The organism is Phenylobacterium sp. (genome assembly GCF_004299445.1).
GTDB lineage: Bacteria > Pseudomonadota > Alphaproteobacteria > Caulobacterales > Caulobacteraceae > Phenylobacterium.
The window spans coordinates 216,509-243,085 of the sequence record NZ_SCTC01000003.1; the positions used below are offsets into that span (position 1 = coordinate 216,509).

Sequence of the window (26,577 nt, forward strand, 5' to 3'; positions counted from 1 at the left end):
CGCTACCCTACCAACGGCGTTTATCAATCTTACGACATCAAACTAGACAAGTTTTACTGCTGTCGTCGAAATTTCACGAGCCAATATTTGCACGTCAATTCGGATACTCGTATCTCTCTACTTGCAACAACACAACAACTTGCAGAATTGTTGGAGGTCAGGAGATGCCAGCCACCCCGGTTGTCGAGGCGGAGCCGCGGAAACGCTGGCTTTCGGTCCTGGCCAAGGCGAAGCCGGCTGAGGTCGCCGCCGCCTGGGACGGGCTGGCGCAACAGCCCGGCTACCGCGTCCTGCGCGCTCCCGAGATCGGCATGGTCATGGTGCGTGGTCGCGCCGGCGGCACGGGCGATGCGTTCAACGTCGGCGAGATGACCGTGACCCGCGCCGCGGTGCGGCTGGAAACGGGCGTCACGGGTATCGGCTATGTCGCCGGCCGCGACCGCCGTCACGCCGAGATCGCAGCCGTCGTGGACGCCATGATGCAGTCGCCTGACCTGCGCCCCCTGGCGGAGGGGATCGTCGATCCGCTTGAGACCGCCCAGCTGCAGCGCCGCGACGCCGCCGCCCGCAAGGCCGCCGCCACCAAGGTCGACTTCTTCACCATGGTCCGTACGCGAGGGCCCGCAGCATGAACATGCACGCCTCCCCTCTCGATCTCACCGAGATCGCCCCCGGCTTCGCCGATCCGACCCGCGACTCGCAGGCTGTCTTCCGGCGCGTGATGGACGCCATCGCGCGGCCGGGCACGATCCAGGACCTGTCGTTCGCGCCGGAGCCTCCGGCCGGCCTCGGACGCGCCGCCGCCGCAGTGGCCCTGACCCTGTTCGACTTCGAGACCCTGGTCTGGCTGGATCCTGTTTTGCGGACCGGTCCGGCCGCGGACTGGCTGCGATTCCACTGCGCCTGTCCGTTCACGGACAGGCCCGGCGAGGCCGCCTTCGCCATCGTGGTCGACGCCCAGGCCTGCCCGCCGCTGTCGTCCTTCAATCCCGGCGACGCCAAGTATCCTGACCGGTCCACGACCCTGATCGTCCAGACGCCCGGCCTGGTCGGCGGCCGCTGCGCGACCCTGGAGGGGCCGGGCATCAAGGGCCGCACCTCGCTGGCGCCGGCGGGGCTGGAGCCGGGCTTCTGGACTCAGGTCCAGGCCAATCACGCCCGCTTCCAGTTCGGCGTCGACCTGATCTTCGCCGCCGGCGACCTGATCGCCGGCCTGCCGCGCTCCACGCGCGTCACCATCAAGGGAAACTGACCATGGCCTATGTGGCAGTGAAAGGCGGCGAGGCCGCGATCAGCAACGCCCATCGGTGGCTGGCCGAAGATCGCCGTGGCGATCCGGCCGTGCCGGAACTGGGCGCCGATCAGGTGCGCGAGCAGCTCTCGCTGGCCGTGGACCGGGTGATGAGCGAGGGCTCCTGCTATGACCGCGACCTCGCGGCCCTGGCGGTGAAGCAGGCGCGCGGCGACCTGCCCGAGGCGATCTTCCTCATGCGGGCCTACCGCACCACCCTGCCCCGCTTCGGCTACGCGCAGCCGGTCGAGACCGCCGCCATGGCGGTGCGCCGGCGCATCTCGGCGGCCTTCAAGGATATCCCGGGCGGCCAGGTCCTTGGCCCGACGTTCGACTACACCCACCGCCTGCTCGACTTCCGGCTGGCGGCCGACGGGATGGTCCCGGACGCGGCGGTCGAGGCCGAGGAGCCCCAGACCTATCCGATGGCCACCATCGCGAGCGTCTTCGACCACGAAGGCCTGTTGGAGAGCGACGTTCCCAGCGCCGACACGGGCGAGCCCTTCGACCTGACCCGCGAGCCCATGAGCTTCCCGGCCGGTCGCGACCAGCGCCTGCAGGCCCTGGCCCGCGGCGACGAGGGCTTCCTGCTCAGCCTTGCCTATTCCTCGCAGCGGGGCTGGGGCAACACCCACCCGCTGTGCGCCGAGATCCGGCTGGGCGAGGTGGCCGTCGCGTTCGTCCCCGACGAGCTGGGCTTCGCCATCGAGATCGGCGAACTGACCCTGACCGAGTGCCACATGATCTCGACCGGCGCCGCCGGGATGGAGACGGCCCCGCAGTTCGCCCGCGGCTATGGCCTCACCTTCGGCCACTGCGAGCGCAAGGCGATGTCCATGGCCATCGTCGACCGCGCGCTGCGCGACGCCGAGGAGGTCGAGGTCGCCGCGCCCTGCCAGGACCAGGAGTTCGTCCTCTACCACTCAGACAACGTCGAGGCCTCGGGCTTCGTCCAGCACCTCAAGCTGCCCCACTACGTGGACTTCCAGGCCGACCTGCAGCTCATCCGCCGCTTGCGCCGGGAATGGTTCGATCGCGAGGCAGCCCTCAAGGAAGCCGCCGAATGAGCCCCGCGTCCAATACGCCCGAGCGCTACTACAACTACGCCTACCTCGACGAGCAGACGAAGCGGATGATCCGCCGCGCCATCCTCAAGGCGCTGGCGATCCCGGGCTACCAGGCCCCCTTCGGCTCGCGCGAGATGCCGGTCCCCTACGGCTGGGGCACCGGCGGGATCCAGCTGACCGCCGCCATCATCGGTCCCGACGATGTCTACAAGTGCATCGACCAGGGCGCCGACGACACCACCAACGCGGTGTCGATCCGCCGCTTCTTCGCCCAGGTGGCGGACGTGGCGGTGACCGAGGATACCGCCGAGGCGACGATCATCCAGACCCGCCACCGCATCCCGGAACAGCCCCTGAAGGCCGGCCAAGTGCTGGTCTTCCAGGTGCCGCAGCCCGAGCCCCTTCGCGGGCTGGAGCCCCGTGAGACCGAGACCCGGGCCATGCACGCCTACGAGGAATACGGCCTGCAGTACGTTTCGCTCTATGAGAGCGTGGCCACATACGGGCGCATCGCCTCGACCGTCGGCTATCCCACGATGGTCGACGAGCGCTACCTGATGAGCCCGTCGCCGATCCCCAAGTTCGACAACCCGAAGCTGGACGACAACGAGGCGATCCTGCTGTTCGGCGCCGGCCGCGAGAAGCGGATCTACGCCGTCCCGCCGCACACCCGAGTCCGCAGCCTCGACTTCGAGGACTATCCCTTCGAGACCCAGACCTGGGAAGAGGACTGCGCCCTCTGCGGCGCCAGGGATTCCTACCTCGATGAGGTGGTGCTGGATGACGCCGGCGAGCGGATGTTCGTCTGTTCGGACAGCCATTTCTGCGCCGAGCGCCGCGCCCAGGGTCACGTGGGTCGCATGGCCGACCATCAGCTGGCCGCCACGCCTGAGAAGGAGCCGGCGCAGTGAACGCCCCCCTGCCGAACAATCTCGCGAAGATGCAGGCCGCCCCGCTGCTGCGGGTCGACAACGTGACCAAGTGGTACGGCCAGATCCTGGGCTGCCGCGACGTGTCGTTCGAGATGCGCCCCGGCGAAGTGCTGGGCATCGTGGGCGAAAGCGGGTCAGGCAAGACCACCCTGCTCAACTGCATCTCGGGCCGGCTTGCGCCGACCTCGGGGTCGGTCGAGTTCGACACCGCCCGCTTCGGCCTGACCGACGTCTACGCACTCAACGAGCCCGACCGCCGCCGGATGCAGCGCGAGGAATGGGGCTTCGTCCACCAGAACCCGCGCGACGGCCTGCGCATGCGCGCCTCGGGCGGCGCCAACGTGGCCGAACCGCTGATGAACCTGGGCGGCCGCCACTACGGCAAGATGCGCCAGGCCACGGTCGAATGGCTGGAGCGCGTCGAGCTCGACACCCGGCGGATCGACGACAAGCCGCGGCGCTTCTCCGGCGGCATGCAGCAGCGCATCCAGGTGGCGCGCAACCTGATCCACGGCCCGCGACTGGTGTTCATGGACGAGCCCACCGGCGGCCTCGACGTCTCGGTCCAGGCCCGGCTGCTCGATCTGCTGCGCGAACTGGTCCGCGACCTGGGGCTGGCGGTGATCGTGGTGACCCACGACATGGCCGTGGCCCGCCTGATGGCGGACCGGCTGATGGTCATGAAGGGCGGCGAGGTGGTCGAGACCGGCCTCACCGACCAGGTGCTGGACGACCCGCAGCACCCCTACTCGCAGCTCCTCGTCTCCTCCGTCCTGCAGATTTGAGCGTCGTCATGAGCAGCCTCCCCCTGATCGTCGTCGACGACCTGGCCAAGACCTTCGTCCTGCACAACGCCGAGGCCGCGGCGATCCCGGTGTTCAGCGGGCTGCGGCTGGAGGTGCGCCCCGGCGAGTGCGTGGTGCTGGCGGGCGAGTCCGGCGTCGGCAAGTCCACCCTGATGCGCGCCATCTACGGCAACTACCTGCCCTCAGCCGGCGGCGTGCGGGTCCTTCACGACGGCGAGTACGTGGACATCACGCGCGCCGCGCCGCACCAGGTGATCGACGTGCGCCGCCGCACTCTGGGTTATGTCAGCCAGTTCCTGCGGGTGATCCCGCGGATCTCCACCCTGCAGCTGGTGACCGAGCCCCTGCTGGAGAACGGCGTCGATCCAGCCGAGGCGCAGGAGCGGGCCGAACGGCTGCTGACATCCCTGCGCCTGCCCCGCGCCCACTGGGACCTGCCGCCGGCGACCTTCTCGGGCGGGGAGCAGCAACGGGTGAACATCGCCCGCAGCTTCATCCGCAACTATCCCGTCCTGCTGCTGGACGAGCCAACGGCGTCGCTCGACGCCGAGAACCGCGCCATCGTGGTCAACCTGATCCGCGAGGCCCTTGCCGGCGGCGCGGCGATGATCGGCATCTTCCACGACCACGACGTGCGCGATGCGGTGGCGACGCGGCTGTTCTCGGTCACCGACTTCAAGGCGGCGGCGTGATGGAGAGGCGGATCTTCTCCGAGCACGTCGTCACGCCCGAAGGCCTGTTTCGCGCCGAGGTCACAGTGCGCGACGGGGCCATCCTGGCCATCGAGCCGGCCAGGTCCGCATCGGTGGGCGTCGAGGACTGGGGCGCCGACTGGCTGGTCCCCGGCCTGGTCGACATCCACACCGACAACCTGGAGCGCCACTACCAGCCGCGCCCGGGCGCGCTGTGGGATGCCTATGGCGCCGCGCTGGCCCACGACGGCCAGTGCGCTTCGGCCGGGATCACCACGGTCCTGGATTCGCTCAGCCTGCACGGCATGAAGGACGGCCTGGACCGCAAGGCCTCGCTGGGCCCGATGATCGCGGCGATGGACCAGGCGACCGCAGACGTCGCCCTGCGCGCCGAGCACCTGCTGCATCTGCGCTGCGAAGTCACCAACCCCGAGCTCCTGGACCTGCTGGAGCCTCATGCCGACCACGCGCGCCTGCGGCTGCTGTCGGTGATGGACCACACGCCGGGCCAGCGGCAGACGACCGATGTGGCGGGCCTGCGCACGCGCCTCTTGGCCGGCGGCCACTCCGAGAAAGAGGCCCAGGAGTTCCTGGTCCAGCAGCACCAGGGCCGCGATCCCTCGGTCGCCCATGACAACCGCCGCAGCGTCGTCGCTATCGCGCGCGAGTTCGGCGTGCCGCTCTGCGCCCATGACGACGCCACCGTCGCCCATGTGGACGAGGCTCATGCCGACGGCTGCGTCATCGCCGAGTTCCCGGTGACCCTCGAGGCGGCGCGGGCCTCGCGCGACTACGGCATGATGATCTGTATGGGCGGCCCCAACTTCGTGCGCGGCTCGTCGCATTCGGGCAATCTGTCGGCCCGCGTCTGCGCCGAGGAAGACATGCTCGACATCCTGGCTTCCGACTATGTGCCGCTGTCGATGCTGCGCTCGGCATTCATGCTGATCGACCGCTTCGGCTGGGCGCCGGAAAAGGCGCTGGCGACCGTCGCCGTAAACCCGGCCCGTTCGGTTGGTCTGACCGATCGCGGCGAGATCGCGCCCGGCCAGCGCGCCGACCTGATCCGCGTCCGCCGCGGCGCCGATGGCTGGCCCGTCCCGGGCGAGGTCTGGCGCGAGGGCCTGCGGGTCGCATGACGGCGCGCTACGCCATCTACTACGCCCCACCCGAGGTCTCCGCACTCTGGCGCAAGGCCTCGGCCTGGCTGGGCCGCGACGCTTTCACGGGCAAGGACGCCGCGCGCCCGGTCATCCCGGGGCTCGACGGCCTAGACGTGGGCGCCCTCACCGCCGACCCTCGCCATTACGGCTTCCACGCGACACTGAAGGCCCCGTTCGAACTGGCCGAGGGCAAGACCGAGTCCGAGCTGCTCGCGGCGGCGGCCGACTTCGCCGCCGGGCTGGCGCCATTCGAGGCCGCCATCGCCCCGGCCGCGCTGGGCCGATTCCTGGCGTTCCGGTTGCTGGATGGCGACGCGGATATGGTCACCCTGCACGCGGCCTGCGTGCGCGGCTTTGAGACCTTCCGCGCGCCGCTGGGCGACGCCGACCTGGCCCGACGCCGCAAAGCGAACCTTACCCCGGAGCAAGACGAGCGCCTCGTCAGTTGGGGCTATCCCTATGTCTTCGAGGACTTCCGCTTCCACATGACCCTGACCGGCGCGATCCGCGACGACGCCCTTCGAGAGCGCGTGCTGGCGGCGCTTCAGGAACACTTCGCGGCCGAGAGCGGTCCGCATCGCTTCGACGCCGTCGCCGTGTTCCGCCAGACGGATCGCCAAGCGCCCTTCGACATCCTCGCCCGCTGCACGCTTCGGGCGTCTGTCGCCGCCTAAACCTCTCGACGACGCTCCACGGCCTCCGGGAAGAGCGCCGATTGGGCGAGTTTGGGAGCTCTCAGGCCCCGCGGATCGCCGCCACGAGCGCGGCCACGCCCGCTTCTGGCGAGCCGTCGTTCCGGACCTCGACCACGTCATCACCCTGGGTGACGTAGAGATCGGCGCGGGCCAGCCGGTCCCGGATGCCGGCGGCGTCCTCGCGGCCGCGGGCCGCCAGACGCCGTGCGACGGTGGCGGGGCTGGCCGAGATCGACACCACTCGCACGCGCGCGAACCGCGATCGGGCCTCGTCCAGAACGGCCCGCGACACGTTGGCGACGACCGTGCGGCCGGCACAGAGCTCGGCGGCCAGTTCGGCGGGTAGACCATAGCCGAAGCCGTGCGCCTCCCAGGCCAGCAGGTATCCGCCCCTGGCCCGCCGGGCCTGAAAGTCGGCCTCGCCGACGTGATCGTGATCCTCGCCGCCGGCGTCGGCCGCCCGGGTGATCTCGCGCCGGGCGAACAGCACGCTCGCGTCGCCGGCCAACACCGCGCGGGCGCCATCCAGCAGCGTATCCTTGCCGACCCCAGATGGGCCGACCACCAGCACCAAAAGGCCGTCAGCTGTGCTTTTCGACGAAGGCGTGGGCGTCGAGGCGGCGGAAGTCTTCGAGGGCTTCAGCGAGGCGGTCATGGCTCCAGTCCCACCAGGCGAGCGCCAGCAGGCCGTCCTGCACGGCCTTCGGGAAGCGCTCGCGGATCGGATGCGACGGCACTCCGCCCACGATCGTGAACGGGGGCACGTCCTTCGACACCACGGCGCCCGCGCCGACGACCGATCCCGTGCCGACGGTCACGCCCGGCAGCACCGTGGCGCCGTGCCCGATCCAGACATCGTGGCCCAGGACCACGCGATGCGAACGCCGCCACTCGAAGAATTCCTGATCGTCGGCCTCGGCGAGGCGGTACGACACCGCACGATAGCTGAAGTGGTGCTGGGCCGCCTTCCAGGTCGGATGGTTGCCCGGATTGATCCGTGCGTCACGGGCGATCGAGCAGAACTTCCCGATCTCGGCGTAGGTCGCCGAGGCGTCGTTCACGACGTAGCTGTACGCCCCCATCGTCACTTCCGAGAGGCTGGTGCGGGCGCCCACGCGGGTCCAGGCGCCCAGGACGCAGTCGTGAACCGACGCTTCCGGATGGATCACCGGCGCCGCCGGGTCCAGCTCATCGGCGCCGGCCGGCGTGTGGCGCTCGAAATAGCGGTCCCCCGGCTCCAGCGGACGTTCGGCCAGGCGCAGCATCAGGCCGCCTCGACCGCAGGCAGCGGCTCCAGCGTGCGGCCAGCGCGGCGGCCATAGACGCGTTCCAGCACTGCCGGCGTCAGACCCTGGGGCGGGCCGTCGAAGACGACCGCGCCCTTGGCCATGGCGATCACCCGCGTGCAGTACGTCCGCGCGATCTCCAGGCTATGCAGGTTGACCAGCACCGGCACGTTCCGCTCGTGGCAGATCCGCTGCAGGGCCTCCATCACCACCTCGGCGTTGACGGGATCCAGCGAGGCGACCGGCTCGTCGGCCAGCACGACGTCGGGGTCCTGCAGCATGGCCCGCGCAATGGCCACCCGCTGCTGCTGACCGCCCGAGAGCGTGCCAGCCCGCTGCAGCGCCGCATGCGCCATATCCAGCGCGTCCAGCTCCAGCACCGCGCGGGCGCGATCCGCGGCCGGGAAGATCTTGAACAGCGTGGGCCCCAGCGGTCGCTCGGCGACCACGCCCACCAGCACGTTGGTGACCACGTCCAGCCGCGGGCAGAGGTTGAACTGCTGGAAGATCATCGCGCAGCGGCGCCGCCAACGCCTCAGGTCATCGCCGCGCAGGCGGCTCACCTCTCGGCTTTCCCAGAGGATCTTGCCTGCGTCGGGCTCGCTAAGTCGGTTGATCATCCGAAGCAGGGTCGACTTGCCGGCGCCGGACCGGCCGATGATCCCGACCATCTCGCCGCGGCGGCACGCCAGCGACACGTTGTCGACCGCGACCGTATCGCCGAAGCGCTTGGTCACTCCCTGGAGCTCGAGCATCGACCCTCCGCTGCTGTCACGGTGAGAGTAGGCCTCCCAGGTGACGCCCCCATGACGTCGCGGGTCGCGGGCAAAGCGACGAGACGCCAGGTTGTCGGGTCAGGCCAGCCGCGCGCGCAGGCGCTGGGAAATCGTGTCCAGAACCGCCACGCACACAACGTAGAGCAGGACGATGAAGGCCACCTCGTCGAACGCGAAGATGCGGATCCGCTCTTCCAGTTCGAAGCCGATGCCGCCCGCGCCCACGATGCCCAGCACCGCGGCGTTGCGGAAATTGCTCTCCAGGAAGAAGAGCGTCTGACTGGCCATCAGAGGCGCCACCTGCGGCAGCAGGCCATAGCGCAGGACCACGGGCGGCGCGGCGCCCGCCGAGCGCAGGCCCTCCAACGGCTTCTCGTCGCAATTCTCGATCGCCTCGGCATACAGCTTGGCCAGGCCCGGCACGTCCGCGATGGCCAGGGCCAGCACGCCGCCGAACGGTCCCAGGCCGAACGCGGCGACGAAGATCAGCGCCCACACCAGCGCCGGCACGCCCCGGAACATGTCCAGCACCCGGCGGAAGCCGAAATGCAGCAGCGGCTGGGGCACAACTGACTTCGCACCGAAGACCCCCAACGGCAGTGCGGCGACGGCCGCCAGCACGGTGCCCGCGAACGCCATGGCGAAGGTCTCGCCCAGCGCTCGGACGATACGCACCAGCTCGCCGCCAGCGTTGGGCGGGATCATCGCCCGCAGGAACGTGGCCAGCTTGCCCGAGCCAGCCGCCAGCGCGGTCGGCGTGACGCCGACGTCGACCGCCATCGCAATCAGCGCGGCAAGGGCCAGAGCGCCGATCAGGCCGCGCAGCACCCGATCGCGCCAGCTGGGGCGGACGGCCCGGGGCGACAGCTCCAGCGCCTGATCCATGTCGGCCGGCGTCATCGCTTGGCTCCCAGGCCAATGAGGCGGTGGCGAATCTGCTCGGATCCGATGTCGATCAGGAAGATCATCGCCACGATCAGCAGCAGGATCGCCAGGTAGGTGTCGAACTCGGTGTAGGTGATCGCCCGCTGCAGCTCGACCCCGATGCCCCCGGCGCCCACGATGCCCAGGGCGGCGGCGGCGGCCACGTTCCCTTCCAGGCGCAGCAGCGCGTAAGATGCGTAGTTTGGCAGCACCTGGGGCAGCACGCCGTAGCGGATCTTCCGGGCCAGCCCCGCGCCGCTGGCCTCCAACGCCTCCAGCGGTCGTGGGTCGACTTCCTCGTTGACCTCGGCGAACAGCTTGCCCAGCGAGCCGAAGGTCGAGAGCGCCAGCGTGATCACGCCCGCCAGAGGCCCCACGCCGAATGCGGCCACCAGGATCAGCGCAACGATAAGATCGGGCAGCGTCCGGATCAGCTCCAGGGTCCGGCGCACCACGAACCGGACAGGCGCCAGCGGCATCAGGTTGCGCGCGCAGGCAAAGCCCGCGAAGCACGCCGCCGCTGCGCCGGCCGTGGTGGCGATCAACGCCATCTCTACGGTCTGCCACCCTGTCCGCAGCCAAAGAGGCAGGTCGTAGTACCACCATGCCAGCGACCCGCGCGCTTGCCGGTCCTCCAGCAGGGCCTCGGCCTTGAGGTCAGGAACCATGCGGGCCAGGAACTCGCCGATGCGGCCCAGCGGGTCGCCGCCGATGTCGGCCGAGAAGAACTCGCTCCGCTGGAACGCGAGCGCGAGCAGCGCCGAAAACGCCAGCAACCCGATCAGCGCCTCGGCGCGGCGCCGGCGCAGAACGCGCCGACGCTCCTGTTCGAAAACCTCGACGGCCGCGGTCACTTGAGCGTCGCCAGGATCAGCGCATCGGCCTCCGCCGGCTGGAACTCGGCGGCGTCCTTTGCCCGCAGAGTCGCGAACGCAAAGGCCGCCGGCGCCTCCAGGTGCATCGGCATATGAAGGCCGATCAGGCGATAGCGCAGCTCGTCCGGGATATCGCGACGCACGACAAGCGCCTCCGCAGCGCGGGGGCGGGCCTTCAGCACGATGCGCAGATCGGCGCAGGGGTTCGGAACTTTGGGCGAGACCATCCGGCAGACCCGCTGCCAGGCCGCCGCATGGACGGCCACGGCGTCGACCCGGCCCGCCCGCAGTTCGGCGATGGCCTGGTCGCCGTCGACGTCGATCTTCGCGCTATAGCTGGCCGGAGGCAGACCGCGCTCGGCCAGCACGGTCTGGGGTGTGGCCAGGCCCGCCGGGGAACGTCCGCCGAAACCGATGCTCAGCCCCTTCAGCGCGACAGCGTCGCGGGCCGTATTCGCCGCGCGCACAGCCACGACCACCGCGATCCGGTTGGACTCGCGGGCGCCGCGGACGGTCAGGATCGCGCGGGTCTGGGCGCGGACGGGCGCGAACGCCGCAGGGTCAAGCCACGCCATGTCGGCCTCGCCGCGCGCCAGGCCGGCGGCGGCGTCAGCCACGCCGGCGTAGCCGCACTTCAGCACCGGGCGGGCGAGCCGCTTGCTCAGCAGGTCGTAGTAGGCCCGTTCGCCGACCGCGGCGTCGCCGCCCAGCGGCGCGCAGGCGGCCTTGGCGCCCGTGACGGCGATACGGAACGGCTCGGCGCGAGCCCCCACGGCGGTGAAGACGACGGCCACGGCCAGTGCGAGCGCGGCGAGCCTCACGGCCGACCTCCGCCACGCCGCTGGGCCAGCTCTTCGCGGCGCAGGTCGATGATCTCCTGGTAGTGCCGGCGATCGACCGCTGTGTAGGCCGAACCGTCCAGCTGACCGATCTCGGTCCACAGCGCGGGCTCGTCGTAGGGCAGCGCCGCCATGGCGCCGCGGACCAGGTCGATCAGCGCCTGTGGTCGGTCGGTGCGGGCGACCAGCGCCTCGCTGGGGATGGGCCCCGCCGTCCAGACGATCCGGAAATCATCGATATCCACCAGGCCTTCGCGCGCCAGGGTGCGCAATGGTCCGCGGGTGAACCCGGTCTCAGGGGTGCCGCCGCTGGCCTGGAGGATCGCCGCATCGAACTGGCCGTTCGCCAGGGCCATCACCGCCTGGGTATGGCCGCCTGCGAAGCTGGTCTTTCCGAAGAACGTGTCCGGGTCGATGCCCTGCTTCCGCAGCGCGGCGCGCGGATAGAGATATCCGGAAGTGGAGTTGTAGTCGACGTAGCCCAGGCTATGGCCCTTCATGTCGGCCAGCGATTTCATCGGACTGGCGGCGCGGACGACCAGCGCCGAGTAATAGCCGGTCTCGCCCTCGGCCTGGCGCGGGGTCAGCAGCGGGGCGACCTTGTCGCCCACCTGGGCGTCGACGTTGGCGTAGCCGCCGCCAGCGATATTCGCGAAGTCCACCTGCCCCGACGAAATCGCCTGGATGACGCCGTTGTAGTCCGAGGACTCATACAGACGCACCGGCATGCCCAACGCCTTGGACAGGTGCTCACGGTAGACTTCGCGGCGACGGACCAGCTGCGGGTCGTCGTTGTTGCCGCTGATAGCCATCTTCACTTCCTTGATCTCGCCGCGCCAGTCGGCGGAGGCGCTGGGCGCGCGCTCGCCGCACCCCGCCAGCGCCAGCAGCCCCGCGACGAGCAAGCCCGCCCGCCATGCCGATCGTGCCATGCCCTCACCATGCTGCCGCCGGCGCCGCCGCCCGCGTCGCGGCATGAATCCCCGGCGCGCGTGTCGGCTCGGTGACGCCTGAATGACGATTGGATGCGCGTTGGGCCGCTTGTCGGCCGCGTTGATCAGTATCCCGACCTGGGTCCCGCCCGATGGTCTCGCGCTCCCGCGCGCGAGGCCAGGCGTCGAGGTCACGCCCGAAGGCGGGCGGTTAACGAAGCCGGTTGCGGAAGACCTTCGCGGGCGGCGGTCGCCGGGGAACGCGTGACGGTCGTGACTGCTGCTGGTGGGCCCGGCAGGACTCGAACCTGCAACCAGACCGTTATGAGCGGTCGGCTCTAACCATTGAGCTACAGGCCCCTGCAGCGCACTTACCCGCGGCGGTTAGCATGGGCTGCACGGCGCTTAAAGCTTGCGTTCAGGTTGGAATTGCGAGGGATGAGGCTCGTTCCATCCTCCCCCACTGGAGCTACCGATGAAGACCCTGATGCGCGCCGCCGGACTTGGGCTGGCGCTGACCCTCACCGCCGCGGCCCCCGCCGCCCTGGCCCAGGCCACGCCGCCCGCGGCCGACACCATGTTCCGCGCCACCACGCTGAACCTCGCCGCCTATGGCGAGACCCGGGTGGAGCCCGACATGGCGATGATCGCCCTGGGCGTCATGACCGAGGGAAAGACCGCCGACGAGGCGATGACCGCCAACGCAACACGCATGAACGCGGTGATCGCCAGCCTGAAGAAGGCCGGCATCGCCCAGAAGGACATTCAGACCTCGGGCCTGAACCTGAACCCCCAGTACAGGTATGTGGAGAACCAAGCCCCGATCCTGACCGGCTACCAGGTCTCGAACCAGGTCACGATCCGGGTGCTGGACCTGAAGAAACTGGGCGGCGCGGTCGATGCGACGGTCAACGCCGGCGCCAACCAGATCCAGGGCGTCAGCTTCGGCCTGGTGGATGCTACGGCACCCGAGAACGCGGCCCGGGAGGCGGCCGTGAAGGCGCTGGCGGCCAAGGCCGACCTCTACGCCAAGGCCACCGGCTATCGCGTCGCGCGGCTGGTCTCGCTGAGCGAAGGCGGCGGCTACTCGCCGCGTCCCCCGGCGCCGATGCTGGAGATGGCCGCGGCCCGCGGCTTCGCCAAGGACGTCACGCCCGTGCAGGGCGGGGAGCTTACGGTGCGCATCGACGTCTCGGGCCTCTACGAAGTCACCCGCTAAGGCGCCTTCGACACCTTCGCGCGACGGAAAGCGCCTTCCAGGCGGTCGGCCATCATCCGGCCCGGGAAGGCGCGATCGCCCTCCATCATCGCGGCATAGACGAGGTCGGTCCCGGCGATGGGACCGGCCGCCCAGCCGACACCGCGCGAAGCGTCGGCCTTGCTGTCGCAGCTGAGCGTGACGGCCGCGCGGCTCTTGACCGTACGGTCCAGGAGCTGGCCCACCTTGACCCTGTCGGGTCCCTCGCACGAGGGCTGCTCCCGGTCGCAGGCCGTGTGGGAGTTGTAGCGGTAGTAGAGCCTGCCTGTCCCCGCCTGGGCGATCAGCAGGCAGCTGTTGGGGTCGCCGATGGCGCGCGAGACGGCCGCGTCCAGCTGGTCGCGATCGACGCCCGGCGGCGCGGTCGGCGAGCAGGCGGCGAGGGAGAGGGCCGCCAGCGCGGCCCCCGCCAAGGCCTTAGGCGGCGTTCTTGATCTGGTTGGCGTCGTCCAGCAGGACCACGGTCGGAGCATAGTTGCGGGCTTCCTCGGCGGGCAGCATCCCATAGGTGACGACGATCACCTTGTCGCCCTTCTGGACGAGCCGGGCGGCGGCGCCATTGACGCCGATCACACGCGAACCACGTGGCGCTTCGATGGCATAGGTGGTGAAGCGCGCGCCGTTGGTGATGTTCAGCACGTCCACCTGCTCGTGCGGCAGGATGCCGGAGGCGTCGAGCAGATCGCGATCGATGGCGATGGAGCCCTCGTAATCCATGTCGGCCTGGGTCACCGTGGCGCGGTGCAGCTTGGCCTTCATCAGCGTGAGCAACATATGCGGTCCTTGCCGGCTAGAGCCCCGAGGCCGGGCATATACGCACGGCCCGCACACGGTTCAATGCGGCAATGCAGCGAGCTGCCGCCGGGTCCGCCCAGCCCACGATTTCCTTACGCTGTAAGGGTTTTTCGTGACACCGGTCACCTGTGGAATTTGCGCGACTTCCGTCCCCTTCCGCGCCGCAGCAGAGTGATCAGCTTGCGTAGCGACGCAGGAATTTGGTCATTTCGTCCAGCACCGGCGCCCGTCCCCGGAGCGGCCGCGACAGCGCCAGCACCATGTTCACATGGTCGACGCCGTCGTAGTGGCGCTCCTCGACCGGAACCCCCGCATCGCGCAGCTTCCGGGCCAGCGCGATCGTGTTCTTGGGCCACACCATATCGTCCGCCGCGCCGGTCGCGAGGAACGCGGGCGGCGAGTCGGGGCGCACAAAGGCCAGGGGCTGGGTCGACGGCAGATCGTCTGCGGCGCCGAAGATCCGCCGGGTGATGTCGCTGGCGATCGGCAGGAAGTCGTAGGGCCCCGAAAGGCCGGCCATCGCCTTCACCGACTTCGGATCGACGCCGGCGGCCTGCAGATAGCGCCCGTTCAACGCCAACATCACGGCATTGTAGGCGCCGGCCGAGTGGCCCACGAGCACCGTGCGGCCGGGATCGCCGCCCAGGCGCCGGGCGTTCTGATTGGCCCAGGCCACGGCTTGTGCGCCGTCCTCCAGGAAGCCGGGATAGCGGACCTCGGGGTAGAGTCGGTAGTCGGCCACGATCGTCAGGAAGCCGCGTGACGCGAGGGCGCGGCCGGCCCAGTTGTAGTCCTGGCGGCGACCCGAATCCCACGAGCCGCCATAGAAGAACACCGCCACCGGCGCGGGCTGGGAGCCCTTTCGCGGCGCATAGACATCCAGGCGCTGGCGCTCGCCCGCGCCATAGGCCGCGCCGCGCGCCACCTGGCTGGCGGGGTCTTTCGGCGACAGGGTGGCGAACAGGCTGAGCGGCGAGCAGGCCGCAGCTACGGTTCCGGAGAGGGCGGCCAGGGCCGAACGCTTGCTGATGGGAACAGACATCCAGGCCAGACCTACGGACGCGGGCGCGGCGGCGCAACTGTCGCCGCGCCCTTCGCCTGTACGTTGGGTCCAGGCGCCAGGACGCAAGGCGCCCTGCCCTTGCGTCGCGCTTGACGCCGGCCCTGCCGCCCTGCGCTAATCCAACTGAACAACGATAAGGGAGACGTCACGTGGATGGAGCTCAGGCCCCGGCAGGCTTCAAGCCGGAAGTGCTGGCGCAGGTGGAACCGGCGCTGCAGGGGCTGGTCGACCAGGGCGCCCTCTCGGGCATGGTGACGATGGTCTGGCGCCGCGGCGAAGTGGTGCAGGTCAACACTATCGGCCGGCGCGACATCGAAGGCGGCCTGCCGATGGAGCGCGATACGCTCTTCCGCATCGCCTCCATGACCAAGCCCGTGACCACCCTGGCCGCGCTGATGCTGGTCGAGGAAGGCAAGCTGAAACTCACCGACCCGATCACCCGGTGGCTGCCCGAGTTCGAGGACATGCAGGTCCTGACCGACGCGACAGGGTCGCTGGACTCCACCGTGCCGGCGCACCGCGACATCACGGTCGAAGACCTGATGACCCACCGCTCGGGCCTGGCCTACGGGTTTACGTCGATGGGCCCGATCGCCCACGCCCATGAAGAGAAACTGGGCTCGGCGCTGGCCAATCCGCATGCCCCCGACGAGTGGATGAAGCGCCTGGGCGAGCTGCCGCTCAGCTATCAGCCGGGCGAGCGCTTCCACTACAGCCACGCCACCGACGTGCTGGGCTTCCTGGTGGCGCGCATCGAAGGCAAGTCGCTGGGCGAGGCGCTGAAGGCGCGCATCTTCGCGCCGCTGGGCATGCACGACACCGGCTTCTGGACACCGCCCGAGAAGCGCGGCCGCATGGCCAAGCTGTACCAGGCGCCGCTGGAAGGCGGGCTGAAGGACGTCTCATGGTCCGATCCGCCGACCCCTGCGCCATTCGAGGGCGGCGGCGGCGGGCTGGTGTCCTGCCTCGACGACTATCTGAAGTTCGCCCGCCTGATGCTGGGCCGCGGCGAGGTGGACGGCGTGCGCCTGGCCAAGTCTGAGACGGTCGACGCCATGACCACGAACCTCCTCACCGAGGAGCAGCGCGGTCACACCTTCATGGGCATGCCGTTCTGGCTGTCCCAGGGCTTCGGCCTCGGCACATCGATGGTGCTGGACGCCCAGAAGCACGAATGGATGGGCGCCGGCGCTGCGGGTTCGTTCGGCTGGCCGGGCGCCTTCGGCACCTGGTGGCAGGCCGATCCGGCCAACGACATGATCCTGATCTACCTGATCCAGGACTCCATGCCGCTGGGGCCCGAGGCGGTGACCGCCATGCAGGGTCAGCGTCCGACCGGCCGCATCGGCTGCCCCATGTTCCAGAAGATGGTCTACGCCGCGCTGGGCTAGGATCGATCCGCCATGGCCTGGACCAAGGCCTCTCAGGGCATGGTGGATCTGTTCCATGCCTGCCTGCCCGAGGGGCCGGGACTGGAACGGCGACGCATGTTCGGACAGCCGTGCGCCTTCGTGAACGGCAACATGTTCGCTGGCCTTCTCCAGGAGGTCGCGTTCGCACGCCTGCCCCCCACCCTGCACGCCGCGCTCGACGCGGAGTTCGGCGTACGCCATTTCGAGCCGATGCCGGGCCGGCCGATGCGGGCCTATGTGGTGCTGCCCGACGCGGTGCTGGAGGACGAGGGCCGCTACAGTGAACTCCTGCAGGCGGCGTACGCCTTCACGTCGGCGATGCCGCCGAAGGACAAGAAGCCCCGGAAGCCGCGTAAGACTTAGTTCAGGACGTTTGCGAGCACCGGCTTAACCGGTCTCGTGTCAGCGTGGCGGCATGGACCCGATCGCCACCGCCCGCTACGGCCTCATGGCGGCCTCGCGCCGCTTCGAAACGGCCGCCGCCGAAGTCTCCCGCATGGGCGGCGACCAGCCCGTCGACGTCGAGGGCGCGATGGTCGAGATGATCCAGTCCAAGCATGCCTTCACCGCCAACCTTTCGGTGATCGGCTTCGCCCAGGACATGTGGGACTCGCTGCTGGCGATCCAGAAATAGCCTTACGGCTCAGCCTCGCCTTCCACGCACGAAAAAGGGGAGCCTCGCGGCTCCCCTTTCCGCATCCGGCTCGCGCCGGAAATCCTATTTCTTCTCGGTCGGGTCCGCCCCGTCGGTCGGCGCGCCGGTGCCCGACGAACCCATGAACAGCTTCTTGCCGTCGGGGAACGTCACGTCACGGCCGTTGGCCTTGCAGGCCGGACGGCAGAGCTTGTCCTTGGACTGATAGCCGCGGACGATAATTTCGGTGCCCGGAGGCAGCGAGGCCTTGGTGATCCCCGAGCGCATCAGGGTGTTGGGCGTGCCGCCCTCGACCATCCACGCCGTGGTGGTGCCGTCCTTGTTGACCGCCGCCATGTGGACCCAGGCGTGCGGATTGATCCACTCCACCCGCGTGACCTTGCCGCGCAGCAGGACCGGGGCCTTCCCGTCGAACTCGGCCGCGAAGGCGTGGTGGGCCCACGCCGCGCCGCCAGCGGCGGCGACTGCGAGCGCCGCGCCAACGGCCCCCGCAATGATCAGCTTCTTCTTCGTCATCTCGCGCCTCCAACGCCGGATGCAGACTGTATCTCTAGAAGGTCGGGTTTGCCGACCGATTCCTTAATTCGCTACTTCAGCGGTTCCTTGCGCAGGTCGCCGTACATCAGCTCCTCGACGAACTCGACGCACTTGAACTGGTTCAGGCGCGCGTCCTCGCCCTGACGCTTGTAGAGATTGAAGCTCATCTTCCACGGTCGGGTGAAGGTGGCCGGGTCGGTGATCGTGGCCTCGTAGCGCATCACGCCAGGGCCCGTCGGTGTCCAGCGCTCCTCGACCTTCATCTGGTCTGAGTGGTGGTTGCCCGCGCGGTCGAACCAGGTGCGGTCATTCATGCCGGTGACCGTCACCACCAGGCTGTCGCCGTCCCACTTCGCCACCGACTGGCCCATCCAGCTGTCGACCGGGGCCGGGCCCGGATCGGTGAAGAGGAAGTTCCGCACCGCGCCCGCGTATTCATAGGCGACGATCATCGACTTCTCGGATTGGAAGATCTGGAACGGCAGGTGCATGTAGTTCGCGCGCGGCACGCCGGGCAGGTAGCACTTCACCTCGGGATCGCCGGTCTCCAGGCTGAGGTAGTTGGCCCGGTTCTCGTCGCGCTTCTTCTTGGCTTCGGGGGTGTAGGGGATCTCGCCGCCTTCCACGATGCCGAGACCCGCCGGCACCGCGCCCACCGCGCCCAGCGCCACCACGGCCTTGGCCGGCACGGGCACGAACGGGCCGGGCCGCATCTGCAGCGCCGCGCGCGCAGCGTGGGGCTCGATGTCCCAGCCGGCGGTGTTCATCACCTGCCAGACGCCATTGAGATCGGGATGCTTGCCGTCCGGACCGCGCGGAGCCTTGTAGGTCGCGCCCGCCTTGGCCTTCTGCGCCAGCACTGGCGCCGGGGCCGCCGCCACCAGGCCCACAACAGCCAGCGCCGCCATGAACTTCATCATGTTCTCGTTTCCCCCAAAGCTCTGCCTGGAACCGGCGAAGCTGTAATTGACGCCAACCCTAATCAACCTTCGCGGACGGCGCCAGCGACGCCGACCTTTTGACAAACTCCGGCGCGGCGATTGCGCCCACTTTCACAAATCCGGAGGCTGCTTTAAGCCGCGCAGCATGACGCTGCGCCCGCTCTTCGCCACGCCGGTCTACGAAGCCAGCCTTACAACAGACCGTAGCTTCGAAAATTTCAACCGCGAGATTTTGGACGCCTGCCAGTCCCTCTCGGAAGAGGACGTCGCCGGACGCGCTTGGAGCCGGGCGCACGGCTACGGCGGGTACACCTCGTACGCGTCGCTGAACGACCTGCCTCAGCGGATGAGCGTCTTCGATGAGTTGAAGCGGCGACTCGACAGGCACGCCAGGATCTTCGCCGATCAGCTCGCCTTCGACCTTCAGGGCGGCAAGCTGCGCATGGACAGCCTGTGGGTGAATATCCTCAAGCCCGGGGCGGCCCACTCGGGCCACGTCCACCCGCACAGCGTGCTGTCGGGCACGGTCTATGTGGCCACGCCCCCCGGCGCGAGCGCGCTGCGCCTCGAGGATCCGCGCCTCCCGCTGATGATGGCCGCCCCGCCCCGCAGGCCCGACGCGCCCGAGGCCGCCCAGACCTTCGTCTACCTGCAGCCTCAGCCCGGTACGATCTACATGTGGGAGAGCTGGCTCCGCCACGAGGTGCCCGTGAACCGCGCCAAGACTCCGCGGGTCAGCGTCAGCTTCAACTACGGGTGGCGGTAGGGCGATCGTCACGTCCGGACGCTACCCCGACCGCTGCGGCGCGCACATAGCCGCAGCGATCAGAGTCGTGACGCTGCGTTGCAGCCCCTAACGATCCGCGATGGCGTGAGCCGGGGCGAACCTGGTCCCGAAGAAGTCGCCCTTGTTCCACTGCGGGCGCGCGTCCGCGTCGGCCAGCTCGCGGGCGATCTCGTAGTTGATCCGGGCGAACTTGGCGCCGGCCGCGTAGTCGATCCCCTGTCCCAGGTCGTCGCAGGGCTTGTGGTAGCAATCCTTGAGGAAGCCGCGGAACTTGGCCTCGCCGCCGTTCTGGAAGCCGGTCATCAGGAACGTCGAGGGCACGCCCACCTCCACGAAGCGGAAGTGATCCGAGCGGGTGAACAGTCCCTCCTCCGGCATCGGATCGGGCGAGAGCGCGACCCCCACCCGCTGGGCCGCGCGTTGCACCGCCGGCGCCAGCGTGGAGCGCTCGGCGCCGAACGCCACCACGTCCAGGAAGTCGTAGGTCAGGATCGGCATGTCCAGGTTGACGTTGGCCACCAGGGCGCCCGGCACGGTGGGATTGCGCGCGAAGTACTCCGCGCCCAACAGGCCCTTCTCCTCGGCGGTGACGGCCAGGAACAGCACCGAGCGGCGCGGCGCCTTGCCGATCTCGCGGAAGCCGCGCGCCACCTCCAGCGTGGTGGCGATGCCGCCGGCGTTGTCGAGCGCGCCGTTGTTGATCTCGTCCCCGTTCAGCGGCGCCGTGACGCCGATATGGTCCAGGTGGGCCGACAGGACGATCACCTCGTCCTTCAGCTTGGGGTCCGATCCCTCGATCAGGCCCCCGACATTGGCGCTCTGGATGGTCTTCACCTCGGTGCGCAGCGTCACGTCCAGGCTGGTGGTCAGCGGGAAACGCGGGACTGCGCCCTTGCCGCTGTCGGCCGTCGCGGCGACCTCGGCGAACGTCTTGGGGGCGCCGGCGAACAGCTTCTCGGCGCCCTTGACACTGACGCTGCCCAGGCCGGGCGCGCCGGGCGCGGCCTCGAAGCCCTTCCCGTCCGGGCCGCGCCAGGTCATGGACCAGGCGCGCCACGTGCGCTTGCCCTCGACGAAAGGCCTGCGGGCCTCGTCCTTGGGCGTCGAGACATAGATCACGCCGACCGCCCCGGCCTTGGCCGCCGCGAGCTGTTTGGTGCGGGCGTTGCCGTAGAAGGCGCGCTCCTCGGTCTGGAAGCCGGGCGGGCCGCCGGTGAGGACGACCACGATCTTCCCCTTCACGTTCAGGCCCTTGTAGTCATCATGCTTCTTCTCGGGCGCGACGACCCCCCAGCCGGCGAACACCAGAGGGGCCGAGACCTTGTGATCCCGCGGGCCGGCGTTGCGGCCGCTCAGCACCTCCTCGCCGAACACCAGCGGGGCAGCGACGCCGTCCTTGCCACGCACGGTGAAGACACCCTCCTCTGCCGGCCGGAACGCGACCAGCGGCACGGTCTGGAAGTAGGTCCCGTCCTGGCCTGCGGGCTTCAGACCCAGTTGTGCGAACTGCGAGGCGACGTAGCCGGCGGCGATGTCATAGCCTTTCGAACCCGCTTCGCGACCTTCCAGCAGGTCGCTGGCCAGGAAGCTCACGTGCGCCCGGATATTGTCGGCGGATGGCTGGAAGCCGGCGGGCGTCTGCGCGGTGGCGGAGGAGACAAGCAGGGCCGTGGCCGCGAGGCCGGCCAGGATCGGTGACGGGTTCAAGCGAAACTCCCAGGTTTGCGCCATCTCTAGCGCAGGCGCGCGCCGCCGCGCCAGCGCGGGATTTTCCCAGCGTTTTCAACACGGATACGCCCCATCGAACGGGCGCTTACGAAAACTCCCCGGAGTTGAGCCCCGGGGAGTTCCAGCCGATCAGCTCACGCCGCCAGCCTTGGGATGGAGTCACCGAACGAGCCGGATCAGCTGTCCAGGAAGCTCCGCAGCTTCCGCGACCGCGACGGGTGCTTCAGCTTGCGCAGCGCCTTGGCCTCGATCTGGCGGATCCGCTCACGGGTGACGCTGAACTGCTGACCCACCTCTTCCAGAGTGTGGTCGGTGTTCATGCCGATGCCGAAGCGCATGCGCAGGACACGTTCTTCGCGCGGCGTCAGCGACGCCAGCACGCGGGTGGTGGTCTCGCGCAGGTTCGACTGAATGGCCGCATCGATCGGCAGGATGGCGTTCTTGTCTTCAATGAAGTCGCCGAGGTGGCTGTCTTCCTCGTCGCCGATCGGGGTCTCGAGGCTGATCGGCTCCTTGGCGATCTTCAGGACCTTGCGCACCTTCTCCAGCGGCATGGCCAGCTTCTCGGCCAGCTCTTCCGGGGTCGGCTCGCGGCCGATCTCGTGCAGCATCTGGCGGCTGGTGCGGACGATCTTGTTGATCGTCTCGATCATGTGCACCGGGATGCGGATGGTCCGGGCCTGGTCGGCGATCGAGCGGGTGATCGCCTGCCGGATCCACCAGGTGGCGTAGGTCGAGAACTTGTAGCCGCGCCGGTACTCGAACTTGTCCACCGCCTTCATCAGGCCGATGTTGCCCTCCTGGATCAGGTCCAGGAACTGCAGGCCGCGGTTGGTGTATTTCTTGGCGATGGAGATCACGAGGCGCAAGTTGGCCTCGACCATTTCCTTCTTCGCCTGACGGGCCTCACGCTCGCCCTTCTGGACGGTCTGCACGATGCGGCGATAGTCGTCGATCGGCACGCCCGTCTCTTGCGCCAGAGCCGCGATCTCGTTGCGGATGTCGGTGATCTGGCCGGCGTCGTTGTCGGCGAACTTGGTCCAGCGCACGCCCAGGGCCTTCACCTGGTCGCGCCAGTCGGGGCGCATTTCCTGGCCGAAGTAGGCCTTCAGGAACTCGCCGCGGCTGATGCCGTAGCTGTCGGCCAGACGCAGCAGGCGGCCTTCCAGGACCATCAGGCGCTTGTTGATCGCATAGAGCTGCTCGACTAGCGCCTCGATGCGGTTGTTGTTCAGCTTCAGGGTCTTGAGGTGCAGAACGATGGCGCCCGCGGCGGCCTGGTAGGCGGCGCGGTCCTTCTCGCTCAGGTCCTCGCCCTTCAGCTTCGCGCCGACCAGCTTTTCCTGCAGCAGGCGGAAGGCTTCGAATTCACCGGCGATGGCGTCCAGCGTCGCCATGACGCCTTCGCGCAGCTCGGCCTCCATCGCGCTGATGGTGGGGCCGGCGCCGTCGTCGAATTCGTCGTCGTCGTCGCTCTCGCCCTTGGCGACGGCTTCACCGTCCTCATTGACCTCGGCGGCTTCTTCTTCCTCGGCCGGCGGCGCATTGGCGGCCAGCTCCTCGGCCGCGGCGGCGTTCACGCCGCCATAGGTCTGTTCGAGGTCGATGACCTCGCGCAGCAGGATGCGACCGCCTTCCAGTTCCTCGCGCCACACCATGATGGCTTCGAAGGTCAGCGCGCTCTCGCACAGCCCGCGGATCATCGTGTCGCGGCCAGCCTCGATGCGCTTGGCGATGGCGATTTCGCCCTCGCGCGACAGCAGCTCCACCGAGCCCATCTCGCGCAGGTACATGCGGACCGGGTCGTCGGTGCGGTCGTAGGCGGGCTCCTTGGTCGTTTCCACGACCGCCGATTCCTCGCGCACGGCCACTTCGCCGCCCTCGGCGTCGTCTTCCGACTCGACGACGTTGACGCCCATCTCGCTCAGCATGGCGAGGGTGTCTTCGATCTGTTCCGAGGTGACTTCCTCGGACGGCAGGACCTTGTTCAGCTCGTCCATCGTGACGTAGCCGCGGGTCTTGGCCTGCTTGATGAACTTCTTGACCGCCGCATCCGTGAGGTCGAGCAGCGGACCGTCGCCGGCCGTGGACTCGGGGGCTTCGGTTTCGGCCGTATTAGCGCTCATCTAAATCTCCGAAATCGGCTGCCGCCCCTCTTGCAAGCGGCGGGCCGAAAATGGTGGGCGGCGGCCCGGGATCGAGAGGTCGCGTCAATACGACCCGCAGCCCGCCAATTCGTTCCGTGCAATCTGATCGCGTTTCACCAGTGGCTACGCCTCGTCACCGCCATTGGACGCGCCATGCAGACGGTCGCCGCGAAGGGAGACCTTCACAGCGCCTGCGTGGCGTCGACCGCGGGAACGGCGCGACCACTGAGATTTCCGCACATCGAGGGAGACATCATGATCCGCGTGGGGGGCGCGTTCGTGTTCGCAACGGCCCGGCGATGTCTGTCGTAGCGCGCTAAATCCGCAGGCCCGCAGATGGCGTGCGAGTCGTCCGGTGTCAAGGCGAGGCGCGGAATGGGCGGGCCGACCCGGTCGTTTCGCCGCATCTCACAGACCGGAAGGCGATCCATTGGCAACCGGCGGTCGAGGCGATCCGCAAGTGCTGTTGGAGCAACCCACGGGCGCCCGGCGCTTGCGCCGACTCTCAACCCAGAGTCACCTAGTCGACATGAAGATCCTGGTGGTCGACGATCACACCCTGGTCCGGCAAGGGCTTGCAGCGCTGCTGCGCGATCAGGGCGCGGCGACCGAGGTCGTTCATGCGGGCGATGTGGCGCAGGCGCTGGCGGTGGTCGCCACCCGGGCCGACCTGGACGCCGTGCTCCTCGACCTGCGCATGCCGGGCGCGGACGGGTTCGCGGCCATTGGCGAGATCGGCCGGCGTCGCCCCGAGTTGCCCGTCCTGATCCTGTCGTCGTCCGAAGATCCCGAGGACGTCCGCGAGGCGCTCCACTGCGGCGCGTTAGGCTATGTGCCAAAATCGGCCAGCCCCGAGGTGCTGCTGACCGCGGTGCGCATGGTGATGGCCGGCGAGATCTACGTCCCGTCCCAGATGTTGCGGGCGGGCGAAACGCCCATGCGTGGGCGGCCTGAGCGCGGGCCCCTGCTGGAGCTGACGCCCCGCCAGGGCGAGGTGCTGGAAGCCCTGGCCCGCGGGCTCTCCAACAAGGAGATCGGCCGCAAGTTCAACCTGTCGGAGAAGACGGTGAAGGCCCATGTCGGCGCGATCTTTCGCACCCTGGCCGTCACCAACCGAACCCAGGCCGCCAACGCCGCCCAGGCGGCCGGACTCATTCCGCAGCCACTGCCGTCGGGCTCGCGCGACGGCGAATGAGCGCGGTCACCGCCGCGCGCAGCCTGGCGTGCGACAACGGCTTGTGCAGCAACGGATAGCCGCTGGCCTGCACGTCGCGGATGTTCTCGGGCGAGGTGTCGCCGGTCACCAGGATCGCGGGGACGTCGACGCCCAGCGCTCCATGGATGCGCCGGATGGCCTCGACGCCGGTCTCGCCCCGTAAGCGGTGGTCACAGACGATGACGTCCGGCGCCGGCCGCGCCCGGAGCGCCGCGATCGCCGCTTCGCTGCCGGAGGCCGCGATCACCGTATGGCCCCAGCTTTCGAGCAGCGCGGTCATCCCCACCCGGATCGCCTGTTCGTCGTCGACGGCCAGGATCACGCCGGTGCGCACGTCGGCAAGCACACCTGCGCGGAGCGCCGGCGGCGGGTCGATCCGGGCGGCTGCGGCGCGCGGGACCAACACCCGGAACGTCGTCCCCTGCCCCACCTCGCTCTCCATCTCCAGCGGATGATCCAGGATGGCGGTCAGGCGGCGCACGATGGGCAGACCCAGGCCCAGGCCCTTGGCCCGATCGCGGTCGGGATTGTCGACCTGGTAGAACTCTTCGAACACGGACTCCTGCAGGTCTTCCGGGATGCCCGGGCCCGTATCGCGCACTTCAAGGCAATAGCTGCGCCCGCGACGCCGGCAGCCCACCACCACCCAGCCCTTTTGCGTGTGGCGCACGGCGTTGCTGATGAGGTTGCGCAGCACACGCTCCAACAGGACCGGATCACTGCGGACCCAGGCCGTCGTCGGCACGACCACCAAGTCGATCCCCTTGGCTTCAGCCTCGGGCTCAAGCTCGCGGCAGATCCGGGCCAGCAGGGGCTGCACGGGCATCGCCACGGGTTTGCTCTCGATGACGCCGGCGTCCAGGCGCGAGACGTCGAGCAGCGAACTGAACAGGCCGTCCAGGGCGCCGATCGAGGCGTCCATCTGATCCACCAGCTCGAGCGAGCGGCGGGGCAGCCGGCGACCGCGCATCGCCCCGATGAACATGCCCAGAGCATGCACGGGCTGGCGCAGGTCGTGGCTGGCGGCCGCCAGGAATCGTGACTTGGCCAGGCTGTTCTGTTCGGCCACCTGTTTCTGGGCGCGCAGGTCGTCGGCCAGGGCGGCGTTTTCGAACCTCAGCTTGAGCGCTTCCTCCAGCGTCTCGTTGAAGCGTGAGCCCATGGTCAGCACGCTGGGCAGCCAAAGGCACAGCAGGATGGCGCAGGCGATGTGCAGGGTGTCGCCCTGGAACAGCATCCAGCCCACCACCGAGGGGAAGGGCAGGAAGAAGGTGAGGAACGCCGACTTCAGCGCGCCGGCCGAGCCGATGACGCCGTAGGTGCCGATCACCAGCGATACGATCACCAGGGTCTGCAGGTCGAAGCGCTCGGGCGACAGCAGGAACGGCAGAGCCACGGCCCATGTCAGCCCGCTGACAATGCAGCCGGCGACGAACCAGCGCCCCCACTTGCGCCATTCGGCGACGGGCGGCCGGACCCGGTTGTAGGCCGCCCGCACGCCCAGGCGGACCACCGTATGCAACGCCATGAAGCCCAGCCAGAGCGCCGCGATCGTCGGCGAAAGCGCGTTCTGCCAGATGAGGATACCGGCCAACGTGGTGCTGGCGGCCATGGTCGAGAAGTACGAGGCGCTGTCGGCGTAGAGCATGCGGACCTGCTCGGCGCGGACCTTGTCGGTCAGCGTCGGCGCCGGCTGTTCCCCATCGCGCGCCCCGTCCATGGCGCAAGTTGTACGCCGTGAGGCCGAGCTTCGAAATTGG

General features: G+C 69.0%; 29 protein-coding genes and 1 tRNA gene. 14 read left to right on the plus strand and 16 right to left on the minus strand.

What is annotated here, in order from left to right; all coding sequences use genetic code 11:
* Positions 1–164: 164 nt before the first annotated feature.
* From phnG to EPN98_RS01295, 8 genes are read left to right on the plus strand one after another with little or no spacing between them, the layout of a single operon-like run.
* Positions 165–632: a phosphonate C-P lyase system protein PhnG gene (gene phnG, locus EPN98_RS01260; protein ID WP_293359152.1), complete on the plus strand. Its 468-nt coding sequence runs from the start codon at positions 165–167 to the stop codon at positions 630–632.
* Entirely contained in the window at positions 629–1,252 is a 624-nt protein-coding gene (gene phnH / locus EPN98_RS01265) for a phosphonate C-P lyase system protein PhnH (RefSeq protein ID WP_293359154.1), read from the plus strand. Before phnG ends, phnH begins: the two co-directional genes overlap by 4 nt.
* 2 nt (positions 1,253–1,254) lie before the next feature.
* Complete coding sequence (locus EPN98_RS01270; RefSeq protein WP_293359156.1) at positions 1,255–2,358, plus strand: carbon-phosphorus lyase complex subunit PhnI; 1,104 nt, start codon at positions 1,255–1,257, stop codon at positions 2,356–2,358.
* Positions 2,355–3,269: an alpha-D-ribose 1-methylphosphonate 5-phosphate C-P-lyase PhnJ gene (locus EPN98_RS01275; protein WP_293359158.1), complete on the plus strand. Its 915-nt coding sequence runs from the start codon at positions 2,355–2,357 to the stop codon at positions 3,267–3,269. Before EPN98_RS01270 ends, EPN98_RS01275 begins: the two co-directional genes overlap by 4 nt.
* Complete coding sequence (gene phnK / locus EPN98_RS01280; RefSeq protein ID WP_293359161.1) at positions 3,266–4,075, plus strand: phosphonate C-P lyase system protein PhnK; 810 nt, start codon at positions 3,266–3,268, stop codon at positions 4,073–4,075. The genes EPN98_RS01275 and phnK overlap by 4 nt, the downstream gene beginning before the upstream one ends.
* Positions 4,076–4,083: 8 nt before the next feature.
* Positions 4,084–4,788, plus strand: a complete 705-nt coding sequence (phnL, locus tag EPN98_RS01285) for a phosphonate C-P lyase system protein PhnL (protein ID WP_293359164.1) — start codon at positions 4,084–4,086, stop codon at positions 4,786–4,788.
* Positions 4,788–5,927, plus strand: coding sequence for an alpha-D-ribose 1-methylphosphonate 5-triphosphate diphosphatase (locus EPN98_RS01290; protein WP_293359166.1), 1,140 nt, complete (start codon positions 4,788–4,790; stop codon positions 5,925–5,927). The genes phnL and EPN98_RS01290 overlap by 1 nt, the downstream gene beginning before the upstream one ends.
* Positions 5,924–6,625: a DUF1045 domain-containing protein gene (locus tag EPN98_RS01295; protein ID WP_293359169.1), complete on the plus strand. Its 702-nt coding sequence runs from the start codon at positions 5,924–5,926 to the stop codon at positions 6,623–6,625. The genes EPN98_RS01290 and EPN98_RS01295 overlap by 4 nt, the downstream gene beginning before the upstream one ends.
* Positions 6,626–6,686: 61 nt before the next feature.
* On the opposite strand, the gene phnN is transcribed toward EPN98_RS01295, so the two are convergent.
* The 8 genes from phnN to EPN98_RS01335 form a co-directional block, all read right to left on the minus strand.
* Positions 6,687–7,301 (minus strand): phosphonate metabolism protein/1,5-bisphosphokinase (PRPP-forming) PhnN, encoded by a 615-nt coding sequence (phnN, locus tag EPN98_RS01300; protein WP_293359171.1) that lies wholly within the window; start codon positions 7,299–7,301, stop codon positions 6,687–6,689.
* On the minus strand, positions 7,228–7,911 hold the full coding sequence (locus EPN98_RS01305) for a hypothetical protein (protein ID WP_293359173.1): 684 nt from the start codon (positions 7,909–7,911) through the stop codon (positions 7,228–7,230). The genes phnN and EPN98_RS01305 overlap by 74 nt, the downstream gene beginning before the upstream one ends.
* The gene (gene phnC / locus EPN98_RS01310; protein WP_293359176.1) at positions 7,911–8,687 is read right to left on the minus strand and encodes a phosphonate ABC transporter ATP-binding protein; all 777 of its coding nucleotides are present in this window, start codon (positions 8,685–8,687) and stop codon (positions 7,911–7,913) included. Before phnC ends, EPN98_RS01305 begins: the two co-directional genes overlap by 1 nt.
* A 99-nt stretch (positions 8,688–8,786) precedes the next feature.
* Complete coding sequence (gene phnE / locus EPN98_RS01315) at positions 8,787–9,608, minus strand: phosphonate ABC transporter, permease protein PhnE (RefSeq protein ID WP_293359179.1); 822 nt, start codon at positions 9,606–9,608, stop codon at positions 8,787–8,789.
* A complete protein-coding gene (gene phnE / locus EPN98_RS01320; RefSeq protein WP_293359182.1) occupies positions 9,605–10,486 on the minus strand; it encodes a phosphonate ABC transporter, permease protein PhnE in 882 nt (293 codons plus the stop codon). The genes phnE (EPN98_RS01315) and phnE (EPN98_RS01320) overlap by 4 nt, the downstream gene beginning before the upstream one ends.
* Positions 10,483–11,328, minus strand: a complete 846-nt coding sequence (locus EPN98_RS01325; RefSeq protein ID WP_293359185.1) for a PhnD/SsuA/transferrin family substrate-binding protein — start codon at positions 11,326–11,328, stop codon at positions 10,483–10,485. The genes phnE (EPN98_RS01320) and EPN98_RS01325 overlap by 4 nt, the downstream gene beginning before the upstream one ends.
* Positions 11,325–12,278, minus strand: a complete 954-nt coding sequence (gene phnD / locus EPN98_RS01330; protein ID WP_293359188.1) for a phosphate/phosphite/phosphonate ABC transporter substrate-binding protein — start codon at positions 12,276–12,278, stop codon at positions 11,325–11,327. The genes EPN98_RS01325 and phnD overlap by 4 nt, the downstream gene beginning before the upstream one ends.
* A gap of 284 nt (positions 12,279–12,562) precedes the next feature.
* Positions 12,563–12,638, minus strand: a tRNA-Ile gene (locus tag EPN98_RS01335).
* A 115-nt stretch (positions 12,639–12,753) separates the two neighbouring features.
* On the opposite strand from EPN98_RS01335, the gene EPN98_RS01340 reads away from it, so the two are divergent.
* Positions 12,754–13,497: an SIMPL domain-containing protein gene (locus EPN98_RS01340; protein ID WP_293359191.1), complete on the plus strand. Its 744-nt coding sequence runs from the start codon at positions 12,754–12,756 to the stop codon at positions 13,495–13,497.
* Here EPN98_RS01340 and EPN98_RS01345 read toward each other — a convergent pair.
* From EPN98_RS01345 to EPN98_RS01355, 3 genes are all read right to left on the minus strand, one after another.
* A complete protein-coding gene (locus EPN98_RS01345) occupies positions 13,494–13,949 on the minus strand; it encodes a hypothetical protein (RefSeq protein ID WP_293359194.1) in 456 nt (151 codons plus the stop codon). The genes EPN98_RS01340 and EPN98_RS01345 overlap by 4 nt on opposite strands.
* Before the next feature lie 4 nt (positions 13,950–13,953).
* Entirely contained in the window at positions 13,954–14,310 is a 357-nt protein-coding gene (gene panD, locus EPN98_RS01350) for an aspartate 1-decarboxylase (protein ID WP_293359197.1), read from the minus strand.
* A gap of 196 nt (positions 14,311–14,506) precedes the next feature.
* Positions 14,507–15,373 (minus strand): alpha/beta hydrolase, encoded by an 867-nt coding sequence (locus EPN98_RS01355; RefSeq protein WP_293359200.1) that lies wholly within the window; start codon positions 15,371–15,373, stop codon positions 14,507–14,509.
* A gap of 170 nt (positions 15,374–15,543) precedes the next feature.
* Between EPN98_RS01355 and EPN98_RS01360 the strand changes: the two genes are divergently transcribed.
* From EPN98_RS01360 to EPN98_RS01370, 3 genes are read left to right on the plus strand one after another with little or no spacing between them, the layout of a single operon-like run.
* On the plus strand, positions 15,544–16,785 hold the full coding sequence (locus EPN98_RS01360; protein WP_293359203.1) for a serine hydrolase domain-containing protein: 1,242 nt from the start codon (positions 15,544–15,546) through the stop codon (positions 16,783–16,785).
* 12 nt (positions 16,786–16,797) lie between these two features.
* The gene (locus EPN98_RS01365; protein WP_293359206.1) at positions 16,798–17,169 is read left to right on the plus strand and encodes a TfoX/Sxy family protein; all 372 of its coding nucleotides are present in this window, start codon (positions 16,798–16,800) and stop codon (positions 17,167–17,169) included.
* Positions 17,170–17,221: 52 nt separating this feature from the next.
* The gene (locus EPN98_RS01370; RefSeq protein ID WP_293359209.1) at positions 17,222–17,440 is read left to right on the plus strand and encodes a flagellar basal body rod C-terminal domain-containing protein; all 219 of its coding nucleotides are present in this window, start codon (positions 17,222–17,224) and stop codon (positions 17,438–17,440) included.
* A gap of 84 nt (positions 17,441–17,524) precedes the next feature.
* Here the strand turns inward: EPN98_RS01370 and EPN98_RS01375 are convergent, their stop codons facing one another.
* A complete protein-coding gene (locus tag EPN98_RS01375) occupies positions 17,525–17,977 on the minus strand; it encodes a DUF6152 family protein (protein WP_293359212.1) in 453 nt (150 codons plus the stop codon).
* A gap of 71 nt (positions 17,978–18,048) precedes the next feature.
* Positions 18,049–18,918, minus strand: coding sequence for a hypothetical protein (locus EPN98_RS01380; protein WP_293359214.1), 870 nt, complete (start codon positions 18,916–18,918; stop codon positions 18,049–18,051).
* Between the two features lie 166 nt (positions 18,919–19,084).
* Between EPN98_RS01380 and EPN98_RS01385 the strand changes: the two genes are divergently transcribed.
* Positions 19,085–19,705, plus strand: coding sequence for a TIGR02466 family protein (locus EPN98_RS01385; RefSeq protein WP_293359217.1), 621 nt, complete (start codon positions 19,085–19,087; stop codon positions 19,703–19,705).
* A gap of 87 nt (positions 19,706–19,792) precedes the next feature.
* Here the strand turns inward: EPN98_RS01385 and EPN98_RS01390 are convergent, their stop codons facing one another.
* Positions 19,793–21,433, minus strand: a complete 1,641-nt coding sequence (locus EPN98_RS01390; protein WP_293359220.1) for a M28 family metallopeptidase — start codon at positions 21,431–21,433, stop codon at positions 19,793–19,795.
* Positions 21,434–21,630: 197 nt separating this feature from the next.
* A complete protein-coding gene (rpoD, locus tag EPN98_RS01395; RefSeq protein WP_293359222.1) occupies positions 21,631–23,580 on the minus strand; it encodes an RNA polymerase sigma factor RpoD in 1,950 nt (649 codons plus the stop codon).
* A 550-nt stretch (positions 23,581–24,130) separates the two neighbouring features.
* Here rpoD and EPN98_RS01400 point away from each other — a divergent pair.
* Complete coding sequence (locus EPN98_RS01400; RefSeq protein WP_293359224.1) at positions 24,131–24,796, plus strand: response regulator transcription factor; 666 nt, start codon at positions 24,131–24,133, stop codon at positions 24,794–24,796.
* On the opposite strand, the gene EPN98_RS01405 is transcribed toward EPN98_RS01400, so the two are convergent.
* A complete protein-coding gene (locus tag EPN98_RS01405) occupies positions 24,753–26,537 on the minus strand; it encodes a hybrid sensor histidine kinase/response regulator (protein WP_293359227.1) in 1,785 nt (594 codons plus the stop codon). The two genes, EPN98_RS01400 and EPN98_RS01405, sit on opposite strands and share 44 nt — an antisense overlap.
* Positions 26,538–26,577 lie beyond the last annotated feature (40 nt).

Bases quoted from the DNA above. Each gene is read 5' to 3' on its own strand.
- phnG (WP_293359152.1), top strand. From the start codon at position 165: ATGCCAGCCACCCCGGTTGTCGAGGCGGAGCCGCGGAAACGCTGGCTT.
- phnH (WP_293359154.1), top strand. From the start codon at position 629: ATGAACATGCACGCCTCCCCTCTCGATCTCACCGAGATCGCCCCCGGC.
- EPN98_RS01270 (WP_293359156.1), top strand. From the start codon at position 1,255: ATGGCCTATGTGGCAGTGAAAGGCGGCGAGGCCGCGATCAGCAACGCC.
- EPN98_RS01275 (WP_293359158.1), top strand. From the start codon at position 2,355: ATGAGCCCCGCGTCCAATACGCCCGAGCGCTACTACAACTACGCCTAC.
- phnL (WP_293359164.1), top strand. From the start codon at position 4,084: ATGAGCAGCCTCCCCCTGATCGTCGTCGACGACCTGGCCAAGACCTTC.
- EPN98_RS01290 (WP_293359166.1), top strand. From the start codon at position 4,788: ATGGAGAGGCGGATCTTCTCCGAGCACGTCGTCACGCCCGAAGGCCTG.
- EPN98_RS01295 (WP_293359169.1), top strand. From the start codon at position 5,924: ATGACGGCGCGCTACGCCATCTACTACGCCCCACCCGAGGTCTCCGCA.
- phnN (WP_293359171.1), bottom strand. From the start codon at position 7,301: ATGACCGCCTCGCTGAAGCCCTCGAAGACTTCCGCCGCCTCGACGCCC.
- EPN98_RS01305 (WP_293359173.1), bottom strand. From the start codon at position 7,911: ATGCTGCGCCTGGCCGAACGTCCGCTGGAGCCGGGGGACCGCTATTTC.
- phnC (WP_293359176.1), bottom strand. From the start codon at position 8,687: ATGCTCGAGCTCCAGGGAGTGACCAAGCGCTTCGGCGATACGGTCGCG.
- phnE (WP_293359179.1), bottom strand. From the start codon at position 9,608: ATGACGCCGGCCGACATGGATCAGGCGCTGGAGCTGTCGCCCCGGGCC.
- phnD (WP_293359188.1), bottom strand. From the start codon at position 12,278: ATGGCACGATCGGCATGGCGGGCGGGCTTGCTCGTCGCGGGGCTGCTG.
- EPN98_RS01340 (WP_293359191.1), top strand. From the start codon at position 12,754: ATGAAGACCCTGATGCGCGCCGCCGGACTTGGGCTGGCGCTGACCCTC.
- panD (WP_293359197.1), bottom strand. From the start codon at position 14,310: ATGTTGCTCACGCTGATGAAGGCCAAGCTGCACCGCGCCACGGTGACC.
- EPN98_RS01355 (WP_293359200.1), bottom strand. From the start codon at position 15,373: ATGTCTGTTCCCATCAGCAAGCGTTCGGCCCTGGCCGCCCTCTCCGGA.
- EPN98_RS01365 (WP_293359206.1), top strand. From the start codon at position 16,798: ATGGCCTGGACCAAGGCCTCTCAGGGCATGGTGGATCTGTTCCATGCC.
- EPN98_RS01370 (WP_293359209.1), top strand. From the start codon at position 17,222: ATGGACCCGATCGCCACCGCCCGCTACGGCCTCATGGCGGCCTCGCGC.
- EPN98_RS01375 (WP_293359212.1), bottom strand. From the start codon at position 17,977: ATGACGAAGAAGAAGCTGATCATTGCGGGGGCCGTTGGCGCGGCGCTC.
- EPN98_RS01380 (WP_293359214.1), bottom strand. From the start codon at position 18,918: ATGATGAAGTTCATGGCGGCGCTGGCTGTTGTGGGCCTGGTGGCGGCG.
- EPN98_RS01385 (WP_293359217.1), top strand. From the start codon at position 19,085: ATGACGCTGCGCCCGCTCTTCGCCACGCCGGTCTACGAAGCCAGCCTT.
- rpoD (WP_293359222.1), bottom strand. From the start codon at position 23,580: ATGAGCGCTAATACGGCCGAAACCGAAGCCCCCGAGTCCACGGCCGGC.
- EPN98_RS01400 (WP_293359224.1), top strand. From the start codon at position 24,131: ATGAAGATCCTGGTGGTCGACGATCACACCCTGGTCCGGCAAGGGCTT.
- EPN98_RS01405 (WP_293359227.1), bottom strand. From the start codon at position 26,537: ATGGACGGGGCGCGCGATGGGGAACAGCCGGCGCCGACGCTGACCGAC.